Origin of the sequence: Streptomyces sp. NPDC021562, assembly GCF_040640875.1 — a bacterium.
Classification (GTDB): domain Bacteria; phylum Actinomycetota; class Actinomycetes; order Streptomycetales; family Streptomycetaceae; genus Streptomyces.
In genome coordinates, this window is record NZ_JBFACN010000003.1 from 253,304 (window position 1) to 274,199 (window position 20,896).

Consider the following 20,896-nt stretch of genomic DNA (forward strand, 5'->3'; position numbering starts at 1 on the left):
CCGAAAGGTTCACCCTCCATGGCACCGCGCATCCTGCTGGCCCGGCACGGACAGACGGAGTGGTCGCTGTCCGGCAAGCACACCGGCAGGACCGACGTACCGCTCCTGGAGGAGGGCCGCCGGGGGGCCAAGCTGCTCGGCGAACGGCTGCACCGGCCGCCGTACGACGGGCTCGCCGACGCCGAGGTGCGCACCAGCCCGCTGGCACGCGCGCGCGAGACGTGCGAACTGGCGGGCTTCGGCGACCGGGCCGGCGTGTGGGACACGCTGATGGAGTGGGACTACGGGGCGTACGAGGGGCTGACCCCGGCGGAGATCCAGGCCTCCCGCCCGGGCTGGCTGATCTGGCGGGACGGCGTGCCCGGCGGCGAGACGCTCGCCGAGGTGACCGCGCGGGCGGACGAGGTGGTGTCCTGGGCCCGCTCCGCCGACCGGGACGTGCTGGTCTTCGCCCACGGGCACGTCCTGCGGTCGATCGGCGCGCGGTGGCTGGGCCTGCCGCTGGACTTCGCGGCCCGGATCCGGCTCAACCCGACGTCGCTGTCGGTGCTGGGCTGGGCCTACGGGGAGCCGGCCATCGAGAGCTGGAACGATCTGGGGCACCTGGCGGGCTGACGCCGGCCGGCGCGCCCCGGACAGGGGCGCAGGGCCGCCCTACACCACCCTGGGTGTCGAAGCGTGCCGGTCCAGGAACTCCTGGACGCCGCTCGCCCGCCGGTGCGGCAGCAGCACCCGCGCCGTCCCCGCCAGCATCCCCTGGATCCGCGACGACTGGACCTGGTCCAGCAGCTCCAGGACCCGCATCCCCGCCGTCGCCGCCTCGTCGGGACGCCCGCCGCGCGCGAGGTCGTCGGCCAGTTCCGCCGTGTACAGGGCGATGTTCCTGGTGAAGTGCGGGTCCTGCAGCTCGGCCGCCCGGCGCGCGTGCCGCGCGGCCCTGCGCCAGTCGCCCAGCGTCGACCAGCACTGCGCCTCCAGCCCCTCCAGTTCGGCCTCTCCGTAGAAGCTCATCCACTCGGGATCGGCGTCCGAGTGGCCCCGCTCGAAGAGGGCCTGCGCACGGGCCAGCGCCTGCTCGCAGCCGGTGCGGTCGGCGAGCCCCGCCCAGCCGCCCGCCTCGCGCAGCGCGAGCAGGGACATCAGGCGGGCCGAGCCCAGCGGGCGCGCGACGCGCTGCGCGGCCTGGGCCGCCCGCACCGCCTCCCTGGGCCGGCCTGCGTCCCGCGCCAGGAACGCCGTGTTGCAGAAGGCGTGCGCCTCCAGGCCGGGGTCCCCGGTCATCCGCGCGGTCGCCAGCGCCTCGGCGTAGTGCGAGCGGGCGTCGTCGAAGCGGCCGGAGTCGTGGGCCAGCCAGCCCACGGAGATGGCCAGTTCACCGGCGCCCGAGTGCAGCCGCTCGGCGGTCGTCTGCCGGGTCGCGCCGGCATCAAGGAGCGCGTAGGCCGCGCGCAGCGGAGCAGCCGCGCGCCGGTACAACCCGTCAGCGCCGTGCCGGTCGTCCAGCAGCCGGATCCGGCGTACGGCCTCCTCCAGGGCGGTCGCGTGCGCGGTCCCGGGACGGCGCACCGGCCGGTCCGCCGCCACCGCGTCGATGGTGAAGCCCAGGGGGCCCAGCGCGGCGGCGGCCACCGTGGCGCCCCCGCCGGTCATGAATAGGCGACGCAGCACGTCGCTCTCCTCGTAGTTGTCGTGCGTCTCGAACGGGTCCTGCGGGTTCCGCGTCTCAGGCGGTTCATGCGGGTGGTGCGGGTTTTGCGGGTCATACGGCTCGGCGCCCCCCGGCGTCTCAGTCCCGGTGCGGGGAAGAGACGGGTGGGGCACGTCCTCCGGGGTCCGTGCCGCGCGTCCGCGAACGGACGAGCGGGCCGCGAAACCGAGGTCGGCGAGCGTGCGGCCGGGGAACATATGGAGGAACACCCGTTCGTACGCGTAGTTCGGGCAGCGGATCTCACCCGCCTCGACCCGGCCGATGTAGCGCGCGTCACAGCTCACCCGCTCGCCGATCTCGCGGGCGGCACGCCGTACCAGCGCGGCGAACTCGGCCGGCGAGTGCCGGCCGCGCAGCTGCCGGAAGGCGAGGTTCGGCCGTGCCGGCCGATCGGGCTGCGACGAGGTCGTGGTGGACGACGTCATGGCCGGGTCCTCTCGTGCGAACCGTCGAACCATGCCGGACTCGTGGTGAGTTGTCCGAGTGGACCCTTGGTTCCGGCGGGCAAGAACGTACCTGCTGTGTCGGACCCGTGACGCAGTGTTTAGCTACAAACCGGATATCTCATCCACGATCTGCCATGAACTGCCATCCTTTGCGGCTGACTTCCGCCGTAGCCGTTGACGCGGTGGCGCGTTGGACCTCATGGACTGCAAGAGGGCTGCGCGGTGGAGGCCGGGATGGAGACCAGCCAGAGCAACGATCCTTGTACGCCGCCGGAGGCTTCGGCGGCAGACGATGCGGGATGCGACCTCGTGACGGTGCCGGCCCGGCAGGGCCTGGAGGCCGTCGACATCCTGCGCCGGGGAGCCGGAGAGGCGGTGGGGCCGGTACTCCACGACGACGGGGGCGGCACGCTCGGCTTCGTGGTGCCGGCCGGCACGGCGGCGGGCTGGGACGTCCCCGGCAGCACCTGCACCGGCACCGACGGGCGCGGGCTGCGGCTCAACCCGCTGCCGCCGGCCGAGGGTTCCGACTGGCTGCTGCCGCCCGGCGAGGCCGACCCGGCGACCGACCCGGCGGTGCTGCGCCGGGCGCTCGGGGAAGCGGCGCGACTGATCAGGGCCGCGGACAGCTGCCGCTGACCGCCGCCCGCGGCGCCTGGATTTCCCCGGCGGTCGCCGCCTGGGACAATGGCCCGATGGGCAGGTCCAGGAACACCCGGCGTCGGCCGGCCGCCGCCGAAGCCGTGGTCGAGGCCGTCGACGGCGGCCTCGCGCAGCTCATACCCGACCCCGACCGCGGCCGTGCCTGGACCCTGCTCATCGACGGCGCCCCGCAGTCCCACGTCGACCTCGACGACCCGGCGTACCTCTCCTTCGAGTACCAGCGCCGCCTCGGCCACGTGATCGACCTCGTCGCACCGCCGGGCAGGCCGGTGCAGGTGGTGCACCTCGGCGGCGGGGCGTTCACGCTGGCGCGGTACGTCGCGGCGACCCGGCCCCGCTCCACGCAGCAGGTGGTGGAGCGGGACGCGGCCCTGGTCCGGCTGGTGCGCCGCGAGCTGCCGCCGGATCCGGCCGCCCGGATCCGGGTGCGGTCCCTGGACGCCAGGGAGGGACTCGGGAAGATCCCGCAGGCGTGGGCGGACCTGGTCCTCGCGGATGTGTTCAGCGGGGCGCGCACCCCGGCGCATCTGACGTCCACCGAGTTCCTGGACGAGGTGCGCAGGGTGCTGAGGCCGGGGGGTGCCTACGCGGCCAACCTCGCGGACGGGCCGCCGCTCGCCCACCTGAGGGGGCAGATCGCCACCGCGGCGGCGCGGTTCACGGAGGTCGCCGTGGTCGCGGATGCGGCTGTCTGGCGGGGGAAACGGTTCGGCAACGCGGTGCTGGTGGCGGCTGACGCGCCGCTGCCCGTCGCCGAGCTGACCCGGCGCTGTGCGTCCGATCCGCACCCGGGGCGGCTCGAACACGGCCGGACCCTGCGGGACTTCACCGGCGGCGCGGTGGCCGTGACCGACGCGGCGGCTGTGGCGTCGCCCGCTCCGCCGCCCTCGGTCTTCCGGTGAGTGCGCGGGTCAGTACGTCTCCACCTGCACCTGCGGCGGGCCGTCGTGCCAGGTGCAGAAGACCGTCACCCGGTCCGTGCTCCTGCTGAACTCGACGCGGATCCAGGTCTCCGTCTTCCACACCTGCATCGACCAGCCCGTGCCCGGCGTCGCCGAGACCAGGGTCGCGTCGGCGTCGCCCAGGTCGAAGACCGCCCGGCCGCCGTCGGTGTCGTAGGCCTTCACCTGCCCGGAGGCGGTGGCGGACGCGGTGGCGCCGGCCGGCGGCCCCGGGGCCGCCGCCGGGGTGCGGGAGGGGGTCGGGGCGGGTGTCGCCGACGGGCGCGGGGCCGCGGTCCGCGACGGCGGGCCGGATGCCGGTGCCGTCGGCGGCCGGGCGCCCTGGGTCGTCGGGACGTCGTCCGTCGCCGTGACGGGCAGGGCGCGGGGCGGGTCGTAGGCCGTGCCCGCCAGCACCGTGTGCACGCCCCACCACGACAGCGTGGCCGCCGCGCCCGTGGCGAGCAGCCAGGCCAGTACGTGTACGAGTCCTCTGCGCATCGCGGGCCATACTGCCCCAGCGGCAGCGCCGTGCGCACGCGCACCGAGTTGTCCACAGGCCCCGACCGGGTCCCGCCGCATGGCGTACGGTGCGGCGCATGGCAAGTGTGCTCGTGGTCGAGGACGACCAGTTCGTACGCTCGGCGCTCATCCGGCAGCTGACCGACGCCTCGCACACCGTGCGCAGCGTCGGCACGGCACTGGAGGCGCTGCGCGAGGTCGCCCACTTCCGTTTCGACGTGGTCGTGCTGGACCTCGGACTGCCGGACCTGGACGGCTCCGAGGCCCTGAAGATGCTGCGCGGGATCACGGACGTGCCGGTGATCATCGCCACCGCGCGGGACGACGAGGCGGAGATCGTGCGGCTGTTGAACGCCGGCGCGGACGACTATCTGACGAAGCCGTTCTCCGTCGAGCACCTGTCGGCGCGGATGGCGGCGGTACTGCGCCGGGCCCGGTCCGGCGGGGGCGAGCCGCCGCCGTCGAGTGTGCTGCGGGTGGGCGGCCTGGCCGTCGATCCGCTGCGCCGGCAGGCCGAGTTGGACGGCGTACGGCTCGACCTGACCCGGCGGGAGTTCGATCTGCTGGCGTTCCTCGCGGGACGGCCGGGGGTCGTCGTGCCCCGCCGGGAACTGCTCGCGGAGGTGTGGCAGCAGTCCTACGGGGACGACCAGACGATCGACGTCCACCTGTCGTGGCTGCGCCGGAAGCTGGGGGAGACGGCGGCCCGGCCGCGCTATCTGCACACGCTTCGGGGGGTCGGCGTGAAGCTGGAGCCACCGGACGGGGAAGGGAGGCCGGTCGGATGAGATGGGCACTGGTCAAGGTCTGTCTGGCGGTCACCGCGATGGTCGTGGTCGCCTTCGCGGTCCCGCTCGGCCTGGTCATCAAGGAGATGGCCCGTGACCGCGCCTTCTCCAACGCCGAGCGGCAGGCCGCCGCCGTCGCCCCCGCCCTGTCCATCACCACCGACCGGGACAAGCTGGAGCGGGTCGTGGCGTCGGCGGGCGCCGACCGGGGCATGGCCGTGCACATACCCGCCGCCGGGGGCAAGGCGGCCGTCGACATCGGGCGGCAGCGCGCCGCCGACGGGGACATCGCCACCGTCCGGAAGCTGGGGCGGGCCTCCACCACGGGGGTGGCCGGCGGGTCGACCCTGCTGCAGCCCGTCGCGCTCGGCTCCGGTGCCATCGCGGTCGTCGAGGTGTACGTCCCCGAGTCCGAGGTGAGCCACGGGGTCCTCGCGGCCTGGGCGGTGCTCGGCGCCGTCGGCCTGGCGCTGATCGTCGGCTCCGTCGCCGTCGCCGACCGGCTGGGCGTGCGGATGGTGCAGCCCGCCCAGCGGCTGGTCGAGGGCGCGCACGAACTGGGGGAGGGCAAGCTGGGGGCGCGGGTGCCCGAGGAGGGGCCGACCGAACTGCGGCTGGCGGCGGTCGCCTTCAACTCCATGGCCGACCAGGTCGTACAACTGCTGGCCAACGAGCGGGAGCTGGCGGCCGACCTGTCGCACCGGCTGCGCACCCCGCTCACCGTGCTGCGGCTGAACGCGGCCTCGCTCGGGGACGGGACCGCCGCCGAGCAGACCCGGGCCGCCGTCGCACAGCTGGAGCGCGAGGTCGACACCATCATCCGTACCGCCCGGGAGGCCAAACCGCAGACGGCGGCCGTCGGGCCGGGCGCCGGCTGCGACGCGGCCGAGGTGGTGCGGGAGCGGATGGGGTTCTGGTCGGCCCTCGCGGAGGACGAGGGCCGCAAGTGGCGGGTGGCCGGCGTGGACCGGCCGGTCCGCATACCCGTCGCCCGCGCGGACCTGGCCGCCGCCCTGGACGCGCTGCTCGGCAACGTCTTCCGGCACACCGCCGAGGGCACCGCCTTCGCGGTCGACGTGCACAACGCGGACGACGCGGTCATCGTGCTGGTCTCCGACGCCGGCCAGGGCATCCGGGACCCGGAGGCGGCGATGGCCCGTGGCCGGGGCTCCGGAGCGGCCGGGTCGACCGGGCTCGGGCTGGACATCGTGCGCCGGCTCGCCGAGTCGACGGGCGGGGACGTGCGGATCGGCTCGTCGGTGCTCGGCGGGACCGAGGTGCGGATCTGGATCCAGCTGGGCGGCCGGAAACCGGAGCGCACGGGGCATCGGGGGAGCGTGCGCCGACGCCGGGCCGGGCACCGGACGCGCACCATTGGTCTCGACCTTTAATCGGTCCCGATCCCTTCCTTAAGCGCACCCTAAGATCCCGAACGACCGTCCCTATCAAGCCGTTTGTCCGATTCCCGGTCGCTAGCGTGCTGCCGCATCACACCCCCTCTCGGCAGGCGAAGGCAGGCACGCGCATGAGCACGCACCGGCGCAGGATCAGCAACAGGAGCAAGGCGATCGGCGGTCTGGTCGCGGCGGCCGCCGTCGGTGGCGGCGCGATCGTGTTCAGCGGCATCGCGCAGGCCGCCGGGGTCGGGGCCGCGTACACGAGGACCAGCGACTGGTCCACGGGGTACACCGCGCAGTACGTCGTCACCAACAACAGCGGTGCGACGGAGAAGGACTGGACCCTGGAGTTCGACCTGCCGGCCGGCGCGAAGCTCAGCTCCCTGTGGAACGCCGAGTCCACGGTGAGCGGTCAGCACGTCACCGTGCGGCCGGCGAAGTGGGACACGGACGGCCTCGCGGTCGGCAAGTCGGTCACCGTCGGATTCGTCGTCAACGGCAGCGGGGACCCGACCGGCTGCCGTATCGACGACGCGAGCTGTTCGGCGGGCGGTACGACGACCCCGGAGCCCAGCGGCCGCCCGACCCAGTCCCCCACGCCCACACCCACACCGACCCCCACGGCCACGTCCACCCCCACGCCCACCCAGAGCACCGGAACCGGCACCACCGCCTCCGCCGGTTTCGCGCCCTACGTGGACACCTCCCTCTACCCGGCGTTCGACCTGCTCGCGGCGGTGAACGCGACCGGCGTGAAGAACTACAACCTCGCCTTCATCACCGACGGCGGCGGCTGCACCCCCAAGTGGGGCGGGGTGTCGGACCTGTCCAGCGACGGGGTCGCCGCCCAGATCGGCGCGCTGCGCGCGAAGGGCGGAGACGTCCGGGTCTCCTTCGGCGGCGCGTCCGGCTCCGAACTCGCCACCACCTGCTCCTCGGCGGACGCGCTGGCGACGGCGTACGGCAAGGTCGTGGACGCCTACAAGCTGACCAAGGTCGACTTCGACGTGGAGGGCGGCGCGCTCCCCAACGCCACGGCGAACACCAACCGGGCCAGGGCGATAGCCAGGCTCCAGGCGAGCCACCCGGACCTGAACGTCTCCTTCACCCTCCCGGTGATGCCCGAGGGCCTCACCCAGGACGGCGTGAACCTGCTGGCCGACGCCAAGGCCAACGGCGTGAAGATCGGCACCGTCAACATCATGGCGATGGACTACGGCGCCTCCTACAACGGCGACATGGGCACCTACGCCACCCAGGCCGCCACCGCCACCCAGGCCCAGATCAAGAGCGTCCTCGGCCTCTCCGACGCCGCCGCCTGGAAGTCCGTCGCGGTCACCCCGATGATCGGCGTCAACGACGTCTCCTCCGAGGTGTTCAAGGTCGACGACGCCACCCAGCTCGCGGACTTCGCCAGGTCCAAGGGGCTCGGCGGCCTGTCGATGTGGTCGGCGACCCGCGACAAGCAGTGCGCGGGCGGTGCCAAGCCCACCGCGGACGCCACCTGCAGCTCGGTCGTCCAGAACCCGTTCGCCTTCTCGAACGCCTTCAAGACGTTCGGCTGACGCGCCCCGCCGGCGTCGGTGGGGCCGGCACCTGAGGGCAGGGAGGAGGGGGCGCGGCACCCCCCAAGGGCCGCGCCCCCTCGGCTCAGACCGCCGCCGCCCGGGCCGGCGGCAGGGTGCCCGTGCGGGCCGCCTGCGCGTACCAGTGCGCGCTGGCCTTCGGGGTGCGGGCGAGGGTGGCGTAGTCGACGTACACCGCGCCGAACCGCTTGCCGTAGCCGTAGGACCACTCGAAGTTGTCCATCAGGGACCACAGGTAGTAGCCGCGCACGTCCGCGCCGTCGCTGATGGCGCGGCGCACCGCCGAGAGGTGGCCGTGCAGGTAGGCGATGCGCTCGGGGTCGTGGACGGTGCCGTCCGGGTCGGGCTTGTCGTCGTAGGCCGCGCCGTTCTCGGTGACGTACAGGGGCAGCCCCGGGGCCTCCCGGGAGTAGCGCATGATCAGCTCGTGCAGGCCCGTCGGGTCGATCGTCCAGCCCATCTCGGTGCGCTCGCCCGGCGTCTGGTGGAACGTCACGTCGTCGGCGCCCGGCCAGGGCGAGTGGTCGCCGCCGCCGTGGCCGTCCGCGCGCGGGCCGCCCGCCTCGCCGGTGCTCGCGGACACCAGGGCGGGCGTGTAGTAGTTCAGCCCGAGGGCGTCCAGCGGCTGGTGGACGGTGGCCAGGTCACCGTCCAGGACGTACGACCAGTCCGTCACGGACGCCGTGGCCTCGAACAGGGACTCCGGGTAGGCGCCGTGCAGGATCGGGCCGTGGAACACCCCGTTGGCCAGGTCGTCGATCTTCCGGACGGCCGCCAGGTCGGCCGGGTCCTGCGACAGCGGCCGTACCACCGAGGAGTTGAGGCTGATCGCCACTTGGTGGCGGGCCGGCAGCACCGAGCGCAGTGCCGAAGTGGCCAGGCCGTGCGCCAGGTTGAGGTGGTGGGCGGCGCGCAGGGTGGCCGCCGGGTCGGTACGGCCGGGGGCGTGCACGCCGGAGCCGTAGCCCAGGAAGGCGCTGCACCAGGGCTCGTTGAGGGTGATCCACTGCTCGACGCGGTCGCCGAGCGCCTCCCCGACGATCGCCGCGTACTCGGCGAGCCGGTGGGCCGTGTCCCGCTCCGGCCAGCCGCCCGCGTCCTCCAGCTCCTGCGGCAGGTCCCAGTGGTAGAGGGTGACGGCGGGCTTGATGCCCTTCGCCAGCAGCTCGTCCACCAGCCTGCGGTAGAAGTCCAGGCCCACCTGGACCGCCGGGCCCCGCCCGGTCGGCTGGACCCGCGACCAGGAGACCGAGAACCGGTACGCGGTCAGGCCGAGGTCCGCCATCAGCGCCACGTCGTCGCGGTAGCGGTGGTAGTGGTCGACAGCGATGTCTCCGGTGTCGCCACCGGCCGTCTTGCCCGGCGTATGGCTGAAGGTGTCCCAGATCGAGGGGGTGCGGCCGTCCTCCCGCACCGCCCCCTCGATCTGGTAGGCGGAGGTCGCGGCGCCCCAGAGGAAGGCCGGCGGAAAGGTCACGGTCAGCGGTTCGGGCATGGAAGCGCTCCCATGGGTCGATGTGGCTCCCATTATGCATGGGAGCGCTCCCACGACAAACCCCACCCGCAGAACAACCACAGGGAGGCGCGGGGAACCGCGCGCTCAACCACGACACTCCCGCACCCGGGCCCACTCGCGCCGCGGCAGACGGGTCGCCGGGGCGGGCGCTGCCCGAGGTGCGAGGCCGGCTCCGGGCAACCGCAGGGGGCGCGGGGAACTGCGCGCTCAACCACGACGCTCCCGCACCCGGGCCCACTCGCGCCGCGGCAGACGGGTCGCCGGGGCGGGCGCTGCCCGGGGTACGGGGTTGGCTCCGGGCGGCCGAAGGGGGGCGCGGGGAACTGCGCGCTCAACCACGACACTCCCGCACCCGGCACCACTCGCCTCGCCGCCCCCCGGCGGGGCCCTTGCGGGCAGGTTCGCCGGCGGCAGCCAAGGGCGGCTCCTCCCAGGCGCCCGGCGGCAGCCACCCTCTTCGTTCACCTTCCGGCGGCCCTCCCCGGCGCCCCGCGTTCCGTCGCGGAAATCCCCGCCGCCACCCCCTCCCGACCTGCGACCCCTGTGACCCCTGGGATCGGCGCGTCCGTGACCTGCGTGATTCCAGGACGAGACGAGCCGGTGTCCGGCCGCTGAAACCCGGCGGGGCGACACATTCCCGTGACGTACGGAACACGCTTGGGCAACAACGCCGTTTTCAAGTCTTGACAGCTGGCCCGGCAGGAACCAGTCTTCCGGCATGCCGCGTGGGAGCGGTCCCACGGGTAGTCGGGGGAACGCCTCCCGTGTGCACCGAACCACCCCATGGTCCTTCCCTCTGTTGTCACCGCACCCCGTTGACCAGCACCTTTTCACCGCACACCCGAGTGCTGTGGGCCGGCCGCTGCTCGCACCGAGAGGGCAGGTCCGGACCGTCGGACCCCGGCGGTCTGCTTCCTGAGATCCCGTTCCCCACTGGAACAAGGAGTAGTGGAATGCGCATCACCCGTCCCGGCGGTCGCGGCCGCAGAGCTGCGGCCCTGACCACCACGGTTCTGACCGCCTCGGCCCTGCTGCTGACCGGTTGCAGCAGCGACAGCAACTCGGACAGCTCGGACTCCAACGGGAACATCACTCTCAAGGTGGCCGACTTCGGCCAGTTCGGCTACAAGGAAGCCGACCTGTTCGCGAAGTACCACAAGCTGCACCCGAACATCACGGTGAAGGAAGAGACCACCGCGAACGAGCAGGACTACTACCCGAAGCTCCTTCAGCAGCTGAACACGGGCAGTGGCCTGGCGGATGTCACGGGCATCGAGGTGGGGCGCATCAAGGAGGTCGTCGACACCCAGGCGGGCAAGTTCACCGACCTGAGCAAGACGATCGACGTGAACGACTGGGTCTCCTGGAAGGAGAAGCAGGCCACCGCCAAGGACGGCACGGTCATAGGCGCCGGCACCGACATCGGCCCGATGTCCCTGTGCTACCGCCGGGACCTCTTCCAGCAGGCGGGTCTGCCCACCGACCGCGACGCCGTCGCCAAGGCCGTCGCGGGCGGCTGGGAGGACTACCTCAAGCTCGGCGAGCAGTACAAGAAGAAGGCCCCGTCCGGGACCTACTTCATGGACTCCGCGAGCGCCATGTACAACGCGGTGGTCAGCTCCTCCGCGCAGCAGTACTACGACGCCGACGGCAAGGCGATCTACAAGGACAGCCCCTCCGTGCAGCAGGGCTGGAACCTGGCCGCCGAGGCCGCGTCGAAGAAGCTGACCCAGGGCCTCGCGCAGTTCACCGACGCCTGGACGGCGGCGCTGCGCAAGGGCAGCGTGGCCACCGTGGCCTGCCCCGCCTGGATGGCCGGCCAGATCTCCACCAACTCCGGTGACGCCTTCAAGGGCAAGTGGGACATCGCCAAGGCACCCGGTACGACCGCCGCCAACTGGGGCGGCTCCTTCCTGGCCGTGCCCAAGAGCGGCAAGCACACCAAGGAGGCCGCCGAGCTCGTCAAGTGGCTGACCGCTCCGGAGCAGCAGGCCGAGGTGTTCAAGGCGATCGGCGTCTTCCCGTCGAACAAGGGCGCCTATGAACTCGCCAGCGTGAAGAACGCGACGCTGCCGTACTTCAACAACGCCCCGATCGGCCAGATCTACGCCGACGAGGCCAAGTCCATCCCCGAGGCGGTGCTCGGCCCGAAGGACGCGACGATCAAGGACACGATCTCCACGCAGATCAACAACATGGAGCAGCGGGGCACCAAGCCCGCCGACGCGTGGAAGGCCGCGACCGACGCGATCGACAAGGTGATCGGCTGACGACCCGCGGTGCGGGCGGCCCACCGGCCGCCCGCACCGCGCTGTGGCGTCCGGGGCCGTGCGGCCGCTGCCACCACCGGGGCGGCCGCCGCCCCGAACGCCGTCACCCGGACCGGCGGACGGGATTTCCGTACCAGGACCCGTCGGTACGGGCGACGGTCCGCACCGCGGTGTCCGGCACGTGGGTAGGACGTGCCGGACACCGACGCGCGGTACTCCCGCGACCGACGGCGCCCCCCCGACACCGCCCCCCGACACCAGGCCGAACCCCCAGGAAGGAAATCCCCCGTGGCAACGACAACACCCACACGGGGTGCCCCCACCCCGCCCGCCGGCGGCTCCGGTACCGCGCCGAACGGACGCGGCGCCTGGCGCAGCCGGCTGTGGCGCTTCGACGACCTCGCGTCCCCGTACGCGTACATCGCCCCGTTCTTCCTCATCTTCGGTGCCTTCGGGCTCTACCCGCTCCTCTACACCGGGTGGATCGCCCTGCACCGGGTGGAGATGACGAGCCTGAGCACGTCGGAGTGGGTCGGCTTCGACAACTTCACCAAGATCCTCCAGGACTCGGAGTTCTGGACGGCCGTCTCCAACACCTTCCTGATCGGCGTCATCTCGACCGTCCCGCAGCTGCTCGTGGCCCTCGGCCTCGCCCACCTGCTCAACTACAAGCTGCGCGCCAGCACGTTCTGGCGGACGGTCGTCCTCACCCCGTACGCCACCTCGGTGGCGACCGCGGCCCTGGTCTTCGCCCTGGTGTTCCGCGCCGACGGCGGCATCCTCAACTGGGTGCTGCACTTCGTCGGCATCGGCAACACCGACTGGGGCAACGGCGAATGGACCTCGAAGATCGCCATCTCGGTCATCGTGATCTGGCGCTGGACCGGCTACAACGCGCTGATCTACCTGGCCGCCATGCAGGCGGTGCCCACCGACCTGTACGAGGCCGCGTCCATCGACGGGGCGACCCGCTGGCAGCAGTTCCGCAAGGTGACCATCCCCTCGCTGCGGCCGACGATCCTGTTCACCATCGTCATCTCGACGATCGGCTCCATGCAGCTGTTCGGTGAGCCGCTGCTGCTCCAGGGCGGCACGCTCGGCTCCACCGGCGGCAACGAGCACCAGTACGAAACCCTCAGCATCTACCTCTACAACTACGGCTGGAAGCTGGGGCATCTCGGTCCGGCCGCGGCGGTCGCCTGGGCGATGCTCGCCCTGCTGCTGCTCATCGCCCTGATCAACCTGATCGTCGGCCGGTTCCTGCGCAAGAGCGCGGCCTGACGGGAGCGATATCGATGACCACGACCAGCCCCACCAACACCGCGCCGGGCCTCGACCCGCTGCCGCCGGCCACCGCCCCGGCCAGGAACCGCGTACGGCTCAAGCTCGGCGCCGGACAGCAGCTCAAGGGCGGCCCCCTCACCTACCTCGCCCTGGTCGTCGTCGGCCTCGGCTCCGTCTTCCCGCTGTACTGGACGCTGGTGGCCGCCTCGCACGACCAGCAGCGGGTCCTCGACAGTCCGCCCCCGCTGCTGCCGGGCGGCAGGCTGTGGAGCAACCTCCAGACCGCCTGGGACCAGGCCAACCTGGGCAAGGCCATCGTCAACAGCGTGATCGTGTCGGGCTGCATCACCGCGGCCACCCTGTTCTTCTGCACCCTGGCCGGCTACGCCTTCGCCAAGATGCGGTTCCGCGGCCGGGGCGCCCTGATGACCGCCGTCATCGCCACCCTGACGATCCCGCCGCAGCTCAGCGTCGTACCGCTGTTCATGATGATGGCCGACATCGGCTGGGGCGGAAAACTGGAGTCGGTGATCTTCCCGACCCTGGTCGGCGCCTTCGGTGTCTTCTTCATGCGCCAGTACCTGCTGGAGGCCCTGCCCTACGAACTCATCGAGGCGGCCAAGGTGGACGGCGCGACCAACATCCGCATCGTGTGGAACGTGGTGCTGCCCGCCGCCCGGCCCGCGATGATGGTGCTGGGCATGCTCACCTTCGTCCAGGCGTGGAACGACTTCTTCTGGCCCTTCCTCGCCCTGAACCAGGACAACCCCACCCTCCAGGTCGCCCTCGGCCAGCTCAGCGCCTCCTACACCCCCGACCAGAGCATCGTCATGGCCGGCGCGCTGATCAGCACCCTCCCGCTGCTGCTGGTCTTCGTGATCTTCGGCAAGCAGATCGTCGGAGGAATCATGGCGGGCGCCGTCAAGGGCTGACGCCCGCCGTGGCCGTGCCACACCCCTGTCCGACTCCCATGCCCCTTTCCCACGCCACTTCGGGAGCGTTCTCACCATGACCGCCGTACGAACCGAGGCCTCCGCCCAGCCGGCCTCCCACACCTCCTTCCCGCCCGGCTTCGTCTGGGGGGCGGCCACCGCCGCGTACCAGGTGGAGGGGGCCGCCGCCGAGGACGGCCGCACCCCGTCCATCTGGGACACCTTCAGCCACACCCCCGGGAAGGTCCGCAACGGCGACACCGGTGACATCGCCGCCGACCACTACCACCGGTACAAGGACGACGTGGCCCTGATGAAGGACCTCGGCCTCAAGGCCTACCGGTTCTCCGTCTCCTGGTCCCGGGTGCAGCCCACCGGCCGCGGACCCGCCGTCGAGCGCGGGCTGGACTTCTACCGGCGGCTCACCGACGAACTCCTCACCGCCGGCATCACCCCGGTCGCCACCCTCTACCACTGGGACCTGCCGCAGGAGCTGGAGGACGCGGGCGGCTGGCCGCAGCGGGACACCGCGTACCGCTTCGCCGACTACGCCGAGATCATGGCCCGCGCCCTGGGCGACCGCGTCGGCGTGTGGACCACCCTCAACGAGCCCTGGTGCAGCGCCTTCCTGGGCTACGGCTCCGGCGTGCACGCCCCCGGCCGTACCGACCCGGCGGCCACCCTGCGCGCCGCGCACCACCTGAACCTGGCCCACGGCCGGGCGGTCGGGGCGCTGCGGGACAACCTGCCCGCGACCGCGCAGACCTCCATCACCCTCAACCTGCACCAGGTGCGTCCGCTGACCGACAGCGCCGCGGACGCCGAGGCGGCCCGCCGTATCGACGCGGTCGGCAACCGGATCTTCACCGGCCCGATCCTGGACGGCGCCTACCCCGAGGACCTGCTCGCCGACACCGCGCACCTCGTCGACTGGGCGGAGCTGATCCACGACGGCGACCTCACCGACATCTCCCGCCCCATCGACCTGCTGGGCGTCAACTACTACTCCCCGACCGTGGTCTCCGCGGCCGTCGAGGGCGACGCGAGCACCCGCGACGACGGGCACGGCGCGAGCGACCACTCCCCGTGGACGGGCGCCGACGACGTGGCCTTCCACCTGGCCAACGACCAGCTCACCGCGATGAACTGGGCCATCGACGCGAGCGGCCTGCACACGCTGCTGACCGGCCTCGCCGCCTCGCACCCCCGGCTGCCCCTGATGGTCACCGAGAACGGCGCCGCCTTCGACGACTACGTCTCCCCGGAGGGCCGGGTGAACGACCCGCAGCGGATCGCCTACCTGCACGCCCACCTGGACGCCGTCCGGCAGGCCGTCGCCGACGGAGCGGACGTCCGCGGCTACTTCCTGTGGTCCCTGCTGGACAACTTCGAGTGGTCCTACGGCTACTCGAAGCGCTTCGGCGCCGTCTACGTCGACTACGGCACCCAGCGCCGCATCCCCAAGGCGAGCGCACACTGGTACGCGGAGGTGATCCGCCAGAACGCCCTGCCGGACGCCGCCCACCAGGGCTGACCCGGCACGGCTGTTACATTCCTGGCCTGAGAGCTGCGAACGGAAGGCGGCGACCATGACGGTCAAGGGTGAGCGGGGCCGGGGCGCCCGGCGGCCGACCCTGGAGGAGGTCGCCGCCCGGGCCGGCGTGGGCCGCGGCACGGTGTCGCGGGTGATCAACGGCTCGCCGCGGGTCAGCGACGCGACCCGGGCGGCCGTCGAGGCGGCCGTCAACGAACTCGGCTACGTGCCCAACACCGCCGCCCGCGCGCTGGCCGCCAACCGCACGGACGCCATCGCCCTGGTCGTCCCGGAGCCGGAGACCCGGTTCTTCGCGGAGCCGTACTTCTCCGACATGCTCAGCGGAGTGGGCGCCGAACTCTCCGACACCGAGATGCAGTTGCTGCTGATCTTCGCGGGCAGCGACCGGGAGCGGGAGCGGCTCGCCCAGTACCTGGCCGCCCACCGTGTGGACGGTGTCCTGCTGGTGTCCGTGCACGCCGACGACCCGCTGCCCGACCTGCTCGCCCAGCTGGAGATCCCCGCGGTGATCAGCGGCCCGCGCTCCGCCGCCGAGTCGCTGACGTCGGTCGACTCCGACAACTACGGCGGCGGCCGCTCGGCCGTCGAGCACCTGCTGGCCGGCGGCCGCCGGACGATCGCGCACATCACCGGCCGCCTGGACGTGTACGGCGCCCAGCGGCGCGTCGACGGCTACCGTGACGCCCTGCGCGACGCCGGCCACCAGGTGAACGAACTCCTCATCGAACCGGGGGACTTCACCGAGGAGGGCGGTCGACGCGCGATGACCCGGCTGCTGGAGCGCGAGCCCGCGCTGGACGCGGTCTTCGCCGGCTCCGACGTGACGGCGGCGGGCGCCCGCCAGGTGCTGCGCGAGGCGGGCCGCCGCATCCCCGACGACGTGGCACTGGTCGGGTACGACGACTCGGCCATCGCCCGTCACATGGAACCGCCGCTCACCAGCGTCCGCCAGCCCATAGTGGAGATGGGCCGCGCGATGATCGACCTCCTGCTGGCCGAGATCGCCGACCGCCGCCCCGCCGAGTCCCGCGGCCCCGAACGCAGGCACGCGGTACTCCCCACGGAACTGGTGATCCGAGCGTCCTCCTAGTCTTCCGGCTCTCGCGATGAGTTCCGTGGCGTCGGGCGGTCGTACTGTCGAACTCGTCACCCAGGAGGGCCCCTGATGTGCAGCGTGACCTATTCGATGGGCGTCTCGCTCGACGGCTACATCGTCGGACCGGACGGCGGCTTCGACTGGGCGGCGCCCGACCCGGACGTCTTCCGGTACTGGATCGACGAGATCCGGGGGGTCGGCGTCCACCTGATGGGGCGGCGGCTGTACGAGACGATGCTCTACTGGGAGACGGCCGACCAGGATCCGTCGCTCGACGCCCCGATGCTGGAGTGGGCCGCGCTGTGGAAGCCGCTCCCCAAGGTGGTCTTCTCCACCACCCTCTCGACGGTGCAGGGCAACGCCCGGCTGGCCTCCGGCGGCGTGGCGGAGGAGATCGAGCGGTTGCGGGCCGAACCGGGCGAGGGCGAGATCGCGATCGGCGGCGCGACCCTCGCCGTCCAGGCGGCGGGGCTGGGCCTGATCGACGAGTACCGCACCATCGTCCACCCGGTGCTGGTCGGCGGCGGCATCCCGTTCTTCCCCCGGGCCGAGCAGCGGGTGGACCTCGAACTCGTCGAGACCCGCACCTTCGGCTCAGGGGCCGTTCACCTCCGCCACCGCGTTCGGCGTCGCTGACGTAAAGATCCGTTCATGGTTCTCGGGCGAATAGAGACAGTAACTGTCATGGCCTGATAAAAAATGCGCACACTCCGGTTAAGAGGGACAGCTCCTGCACGCCACGTGACGTGGACGCGCCTGTCGGCCGAGTGACGCTTCGACCACCGCCACAGCACATGGATGTGGCGGTGTGTCAGTTCTAGGAGATGTGTGCATGGCCAAGAAGGTCCACGCCGCGCCGGGACGTCCCGGGCGCGCGGCAGTCAAGACCGGCAGACGGGCCAGGGCGATCGTGGCGGCCTCCACCGCTGCCGTCGCCCTCGTCGCCGTCACCGCGACCGCCGGTGACGCGGTCGCGCAGGGAGGAACGGCCGGATCGCACGCGCCCAGACGAATAGGGCCGGCGCCGCGGGTCCCGGCGGGCGCGACGGTGACCGGCGCGACCGCGCCCGGAACCACGCTGCACCTCAGCGTGAACCTGTCCCCGCGCGACCCGCAGGCGCTGGCGGACTTCGTCACCGCGGTGTCCACGCCGGGGAACGCCCAGTACCACCACTACCTCGCCAAGGGGCAGTTCGCCTCGGTCTTCGGTCCCACCGAGGCCACCATCACGGCCGTCTCGGGGGCGTTGAAGGCGGCCGGTCTCTCGCCCGGCAAGGTCAGCCCGGACGGCCTGTCCATCCCGGTCACCGCCACCGCCGCGCAGGCGTCCCACGCCTTCGGCACCGGCTTCCACAACGTCCGGCTCAAGGACGGCACCACCGACTACCTCAACACCTCGGCCCCCGCGCTGCCCGCGAACGTGGCGTCCTCGGTGACCGGGATCGTCGGACTGAGCAGTGTCAACACCGTCAGCAGCCACCACTCCCCGGTGCGGCGGGCAGGCGAGCACCACTCCGCCGCCGTCGCGGGACGCGGTGCGCGCACGGTGGCCCCCCACACGTACACCCCGGCCCTCTGCGCCGACTTCACCGGCGCGGGCTGGACCGACGGCACCGACTACTACAGCCCCGGCAAGCTGGCCGGCGCCTACGGGATGTCCAGCTCCGCCACCGCCGGCGCGGGGCAGACCGTGGCCGTGTTCGAGCTGGAGAACGTCGACGCCGCCAGCATCGCCGCGTACCAGTCCTGCGTCGGCACCAGCACCTCGGTGTCCACCGTGTACGTGGACACGACGGCGGGCGCCGGCGCGCCGGCCACCGACGGATCGGTCGGCGTGGAGTCGGCGCTCGACATCGAGGACCTGATAGGTCTGGTGCCCGGCGCCGCCGTCATCGACTACCAGGGGCCGGACGCCGAGTCCGCGACCGACCAGAACGTGCTCGACGTCTACCAGCGGATGGTCACCGACGACCGGGCGCAGGTCATCTCCACCAGCTGGGGTGAGTGCGAGGCGGTCGAGAGCAGCGCGACCGCGAATGCGGAGAACACCGTCTTCGCGGAGGCCGCAGCCCAGGGCCAGAGCGTCGTCGCCGCCTCGGGCGACGACGGCTCCAGCGACTGCTACCGCGCGACGGGCTCCACCGCCAAGGCCGTCGACGACCCCGCGAGCCAGCCCTACGTCACCGGGGTCGGCGGCACCACGATGACCACCTCGGGCGGCACCACGACCCAGACGACGTGGGGCAACGCATCCGGCGGTACCGGGGGCGGCGTCTCCTCGCGCTGGGCTCCCGTCATCTACCAGGGCGGTGTGGCGACCACCACCAAGCGCGCCGTTCCGGACGTCTCCGCTCTGGCGGACCCGGCCGACGGTTACCCGATCTACTTCCAGGACGACAGCCAGTCCACCAGCCCCGTCCCCGGCATCATCGGCGGCACCAGCGGTGCGGCCCCGACCTGGGCCGCCGCGATCGTGCAGGCCAACGCGGGCACGGCCTGCCAGACCAACGGCCAGGTGGGCTTCCTCAACAACGCCCTCTACACGGCCGCACGCAGCAGCTACCCGACCAACTTCTGGGACGTCACCAGCGGCGACAACTCCGTGTACGCCACCGGCTACACGGCGGCGGCCGGCTACGACGAGGTGACCGGGCTCGGCTCGCCCAAGGAGGCCGGCCTGACCGGCGCGCTGTGCGCGGCCAAGGGCACGGCCGCCACGGGCGCCGCCACCTTCCACCCGCTCAGCAGCCCCAAGCGTCTGCTGGACACCCGTAACGGCACCGGCTGGGGCCTCAGTTCCCTGCCGACCACGAAGCCCCTGGTCGCGGGCGGCACCGCCCCGGTCAAGGTCGAGGGAGCCGGCGGGATCCCGAGCAGCGGCGTGACCGCTGTCGTGCTCAACCTCACGGTCACCGGCACCACCGGCGCGGGGTCGCTGGTCGCCTGGGCCGACGGCACCAGCAAGCCGTCGACCAGCAACCTCGACTGGACCGGGGCGAGCCAGACCATCGCCGCCTCGGCGACCGTCAAGGTGGCGGGCGACGGCGTGGTGGACCTCTCCACGAGCAGCACCACCCACCTGATCGCCGATGTCCAGGGCTACTACACCAGCGGCACCACCGGCTCGAAGTACACGGCGCTGACCCCGGCCCGGCTGCTGGACACCCGCTCCAAGGTCGGCATCCCCACCGCCGGCAAGATCTCCAACGCGGTGATCAGCCTCAAGGTCCGCGGCCACGGGGGCGTGCCCACCGGCGCCACCTCCGTGGTGCTCAACCTGACGGCCACCCAGACCGTCGGCGGGGGCTACCTGGAGGCCTACCCCGAAGGAGCCACCCGCCCGACCGCGTCCAACGTCAACTGGTCGGCGACCGGGACCACCATCCCCAACCTGGTGGTCGTGCCGATCGGCAGTGACGGCAACGTCAGCATCTACGTCCACGGCACCAGCCATGTGATCGCCGACGTCTCCGGCTCCTTCTCCACCAGCGGGTCGTCCTTCCACACGGTCACCCCGCTGCGCTTGCTGGACACCCGTCAGACGACGGCGCTCGGCGGCGGCAAGACCCTGGCCCTCCAGGTCTCGGGGCGCGACGCCATCCCGTCCACCGGCGTCAAGGCGGTCGTGCTGACCGTCACGGTCACCGGCACGACCGGCAGCGGCTACCTCTCCGCCTGGGCCGACGGCGGCAGCCGCCCGACGGCCTCCAACCTGAACTGGGCGCAGGGCAGCACGATCGCCAACCAGGTCATCGTGCCCGTCGGCTCCGACGGCAAGGTGGACTTCTACACGAGCAGCACCACGAACGTGATCGCTGACGTCGCCGGCTACGTCGGCTGACGCCCACCGACGGCACGACCGCGATGCCCCGCCGGCCCTCCTGGCCGGCGGGGCATCGCTGCGCTCCCGTGATGAGCGTTCACCTGTTCGGCCTATGAGAGCCCCGGCCCCGGATGCGGCGTCCCCCGTTCGGGCGCACGGTGAAGGTGGCCGGTTCGCCCATCCGTACCAGCCGTGATCGCCAGCTTCCCGGGGAGGCGCCGTGATCGTGCTAGCCCTGCTCGGCCCGGTGGTGCCGCTTGTCATGCTGCTCGGGCTGCCCGTGCTGGAAGACCGCCTGTTCCCGCCACCGCCGCCGGACCCGGAGCAGGCCGCCGAACATTCCGAACACACGCTCCCTTGATCATTCCC

The 20,896-nt window shown here is 72.4% G+C and carries 17 protein-coding genes; 14 read left to right on the top strand and 3 right to left on the bottom strand.

Features of this window, described 5'->3' with window-relative positions:
- Positions 1–18 precede the first annotated feature (18 nt).
- Entirely contained in the window at positions 19–615 is a 597-nt protein-coding gene (locus AB0G52_RS05865) for a histidine phosphatase family protein (RefSeq protein ID WP_361334090.1), read from the top strand.
- A gap of 39 nt (positions 616–654) precedes the next feature.
- Here AB0G52_RS05865 and AB0G52_RS05870 read toward each other — a convergent pair whose 3' ends face one another.
- Positions 655–2,133, bottom strand: coding sequence for a hypothetical protein (locus AB0G52_RS05870; protein WP_132890636.1), 1,479 nt, complete (start codon positions 2,131–2,133; stop codon positions 655–657).
- A 255-nt stretch (positions 2,134–2,388) separates the two neighbouring features.
- Here AB0G52_RS05870 and AB0G52_RS05875 point away from each other — a divergent pair, with 255 nt between their 5' ends.
- Both AB0G52_RS05875 and AB0G52_RS05880 read left to right on the top strand, forming a co-directional pair.
- Positions 2,389–2,793, top strand: a complete 405-nt coding sequence (locus AB0G52_RS05875; RefSeq protein ID WP_132890637.1) for a hypothetical protein — start codon at positions 2,389–2,391, stop codon at positions 2,791–2,793.
- A gap of 56 nt (positions 2,794–2,849) precedes the next feature.
- Positions 2,850–3,719: a fused MFS/spermidine synthase gene (locus AB0G52_RS05880; RefSeq protein ID WP_132890638.1), complete on the top strand. Its 870-nt coding sequence runs from the start codon at positions 2,850–2,852 to the stop codon at positions 3,717–3,719.
- A 9-nt stretch (positions 3,720–3,728) separates the two neighbouring features.
- On the opposite strand, the gene AB0G52_RS05885 is transcribed toward AB0G52_RS05880, so the two are convergent.
- On the bottom strand, positions 3,729–4,259 hold the full coding sequence (locus AB0G52_RS05885) for a hypothetical protein (RefSeq protein ID WP_361334095.1): 531 nt from the start codon (positions 4,257–4,259) through the stop codon (positions 3,729–3,731).
- A 98-nt stretch (positions 4,260–4,357) separates the two neighbouring features.
- On the opposite strand from AB0G52_RS05885, the gene AB0G52_RS05890 reads away from it, so the two are divergent.
- The 3 genes from AB0G52_RS05890 to AB0G52_RS05900 all read left to right on the top strand — a co-directional run bounded on the left by AB0G52_RS05890 (position 4,358) and on the right by AB0G52_RS05900 (position 8,030).
- Complete coding sequence (locus AB0G52_RS05890; protein ID WP_132890640.1) at positions 4,358–5,068, top strand: response regulator transcription factor; 711 nt, start codon at positions 4,358–4,360, stop codon at positions 5,066–5,068.
- Positions 5,065–6,459, top strand: a complete 1,395-nt coding sequence (locus AB0G52_RS05895; protein WP_132890641.1) for a HAMP domain-containing sensor histidine kinase — start codon at positions 5,065–5,067, stop codon at positions 6,457–6,459. Before AB0G52_RS05890 ends, AB0G52_RS05895 begins: the two co-directional genes overlap by 4 nt.
- Before the next feature lie 134 nt (positions 6,460–6,593).
- Complete coding sequence (locus AB0G52_RS05900) at positions 6,594–8,030, top strand: cellulose binding domain-containing protein (protein WP_361334098.1); 1,437 nt, start codon at positions 6,594–6,596, stop codon at positions 8,028–8,030.
- Positions 8,031–8,115: 85 nt separating this feature from the next.
- On the opposite strand, the gene AB0G52_RS05905 is transcribed toward AB0G52_RS05900, so the two are convergent.
- A complete protein-coding gene (locus tag AB0G52_RS05905) occupies positions 8,116–9,546 on the bottom strand; it encodes a GH1 family beta-glucosidase (protein ID WP_132890643.1) in 1,431 nt (476 codons plus the stop codon).
- 974 nt (positions 9,547–10,520) lie between these two features.
- Here AB0G52_RS05905 and AB0G52_RS05910 point away from each other — a divergent pair.
- The 8 genes from AB0G52_RS05910 to AB0G52_RS05945 all read left to right on the top strand — a co-directional run bounded on the left by AB0G52_RS05910 (position 10,521) and on the right by AB0G52_RS05945 (position 20,888).
- Positions 10,521–11,837, top strand: a complete 1,317-nt coding sequence (locus tag AB0G52_RS05910) for an extracellular solute-binding protein (RefSeq protein WP_132890644.1) — start codon at positions 10,521–10,523, stop codon at positions 11,835–11,837.
- A 288-nt stretch (positions 11,838–12,125) separates the two neighbouring features.
- Positions 12,126–13,118, top strand: coding sequence for a sugar ABC transporter permease (locus AB0G52_RS05915; RefSeq protein ID WP_132890645.1), 993 nt, complete (start codon positions 12,126–12,128; stop codon positions 13,116–13,118).
- A gap of 14 nt (positions 13,119–13,132) precedes the next feature.
- Positions 13,133–14,053, top strand: a complete 921-nt coding sequence (locus tag AB0G52_RS05920; RefSeq protein ID WP_132890646.1) for a carbohydrate ABC transporter permease — start codon at positions 13,133–13,135, stop codon at positions 14,051–14,053.
- A 76-nt stretch (positions 14,054–14,129) separates the two neighbouring features.
- Positions 14,130–15,587, top strand: a complete 1,458-nt coding sequence (locus AB0G52_RS05925; RefSeq protein WP_132890647.1) for a GH1 family beta-glucosidase — start codon at positions 14,130–14,132, stop codon at positions 15,585–15,587.
- Between the two features lie 55 nt (positions 15,588–15,642).
- Positions 15,643–16,698 carry a LacI family DNA-binding transcriptional regulator gene (locus tag AB0G52_RS05930; protein ID WP_132890648.1) on the top strand — a complete coding sequence of 352 codons (1,056 nt, stop codon included), beginning with the start codon at positions 15,643–15,645 and terminating at the stop codon, positions 16,696–16,698.
- Positions 16,699–16,773: 75 nt separating this feature from the next.
- Entirely contained in the window at positions 16,774–17,340 is a 567-nt protein-coding gene (locus AB0G52_RS05935; protein ID WP_361334104.1) for a dihydrofolate reductase family protein, read from the top strand.
- Positions 17,341–17,536: 196 nt separating this feature from the next.
- Positions 17,537–20,545 (top strand): S53 family peptidase, encoded by a 3,009-nt coding sequence (locus AB0G52_RS05940; protein ID WP_361334107.1) that lies wholly within the window; start codon positions 17,537–17,539, stop codon positions 20,543–20,545.
- 202 nt (positions 20,546–20,747) lie between these two features.
- Positions 20,748–20,888: a hypothetical protein gene (locus AB0G52_RS05945; protein ID WP_361334110.1), complete on the top strand. Its 141-nt coding sequence runs from the start codon at positions 20,748–20,750 to the stop codon at positions 20,886–20,888.
- The last annotated feature ends 8 nt before the right edge of the window (positions 20,889–20,896 follow it).

Coding starts and splice junctions, on each gene's coding strand:
- AB0G52_RS05935 (WP_361334104.1), top strand. CDS start 16,774: ATGTGCAGCGTGACCTATTCGATGGGCGTCTCGCTCGACGGCTACATC.
- AB0G52_RS05865 (WP_361334090.1), top strand. CDS start 19: ATGGCACCGCGCATCCTGCTGGCCCGGCACGGACAGACGGAGTGGTCG.
- AB0G52_RS05940 (WP_361334107.1), top strand. CDS start 17,537: ATGGCCAAGAAGGTCCACGCCGCGCCGGGACGTCCCGGGCGCGCGGCA.
- AB0G52_RS05890 (WP_132890640.1), top strand. CDS start 4,358: ATGGCAAGTGTGCTCGTGGTCGAGGACGACCAGTTCGTACGCTCGGCG.
- AB0G52_RS05885 (WP_361334095.1), bottom strand. CDS start 4,259: ATGCGCAGAGGACTCGTACACGTACTGGCCTGGCTGCTCGCCACGGGC.
- AB0G52_RS05870 (WP_132890636.1), bottom strand. CDS start 2,133: ATGACGTCGTCCACCACGACCTCGTCGCAGCCCGATCGGCCGGCACGG.
- AB0G52_RS05920 (WP_132890646.1), top strand. CDS start 13,133: ATGACCACGACCAGCCCCACCAACACCGCGCCGGGCCTCGACCCGCTG.
- AB0G52_RS05930 (WP_132890648.1), top strand. CDS start 15,643: ATGACGGTCAAGGGTGAGCGGGGCCGGGGCGCCCGGCGGCCGACCCTG.
- AB0G52_RS05905 (WP_132890643.1), bottom strand. CDS start 9,546: ATGCCCGAACCGCTGACCGTGACCTTTCCGCCGGCCTTCCTCTGGGGC.
- AB0G52_RS05900 (WP_361334098.1), top strand. CDS start 6,594: ATGAGCACGCACCGGCGCAGGATCAGCAACAGGAGCAAGGCGATCGGC.
- AB0G52_RS05880 (WP_132890638.1), top strand. CDS start 2,850: ATGGGCAGGTCCAGGAACACCCGGCGTCGGCCGGCCGCCGCCGAAGCC.
- AB0G52_RS05895 (WP_132890641.1), top strand. CDS start 5,065: ATGAGATGGGCACTGGTCAAGGTCTGTCTGGCGGTCACCGCGATGGTC.
- AB0G52_RS05910 (WP_132890644.1), top strand. CDS start 10,521: ATGCGCATCACCCGTCCCGGCGGTCGCGGCCGCAGAGCTGCGGCCCTG.
- AB0G52_RS05875 (WP_132890637.1), top strand. CDS start 2,389: ATGGAGACCAGCCAGAGCAACGATCCTTGTACGCCGCCGGAGGCTTCG.
- AB0G52_RS05925 (WP_132890647.1), top strand. CDS start 14,130: ATGACCGCCGTACGAACCGAGGCCTCCGCCCAGCCGGCCTCCCACACC.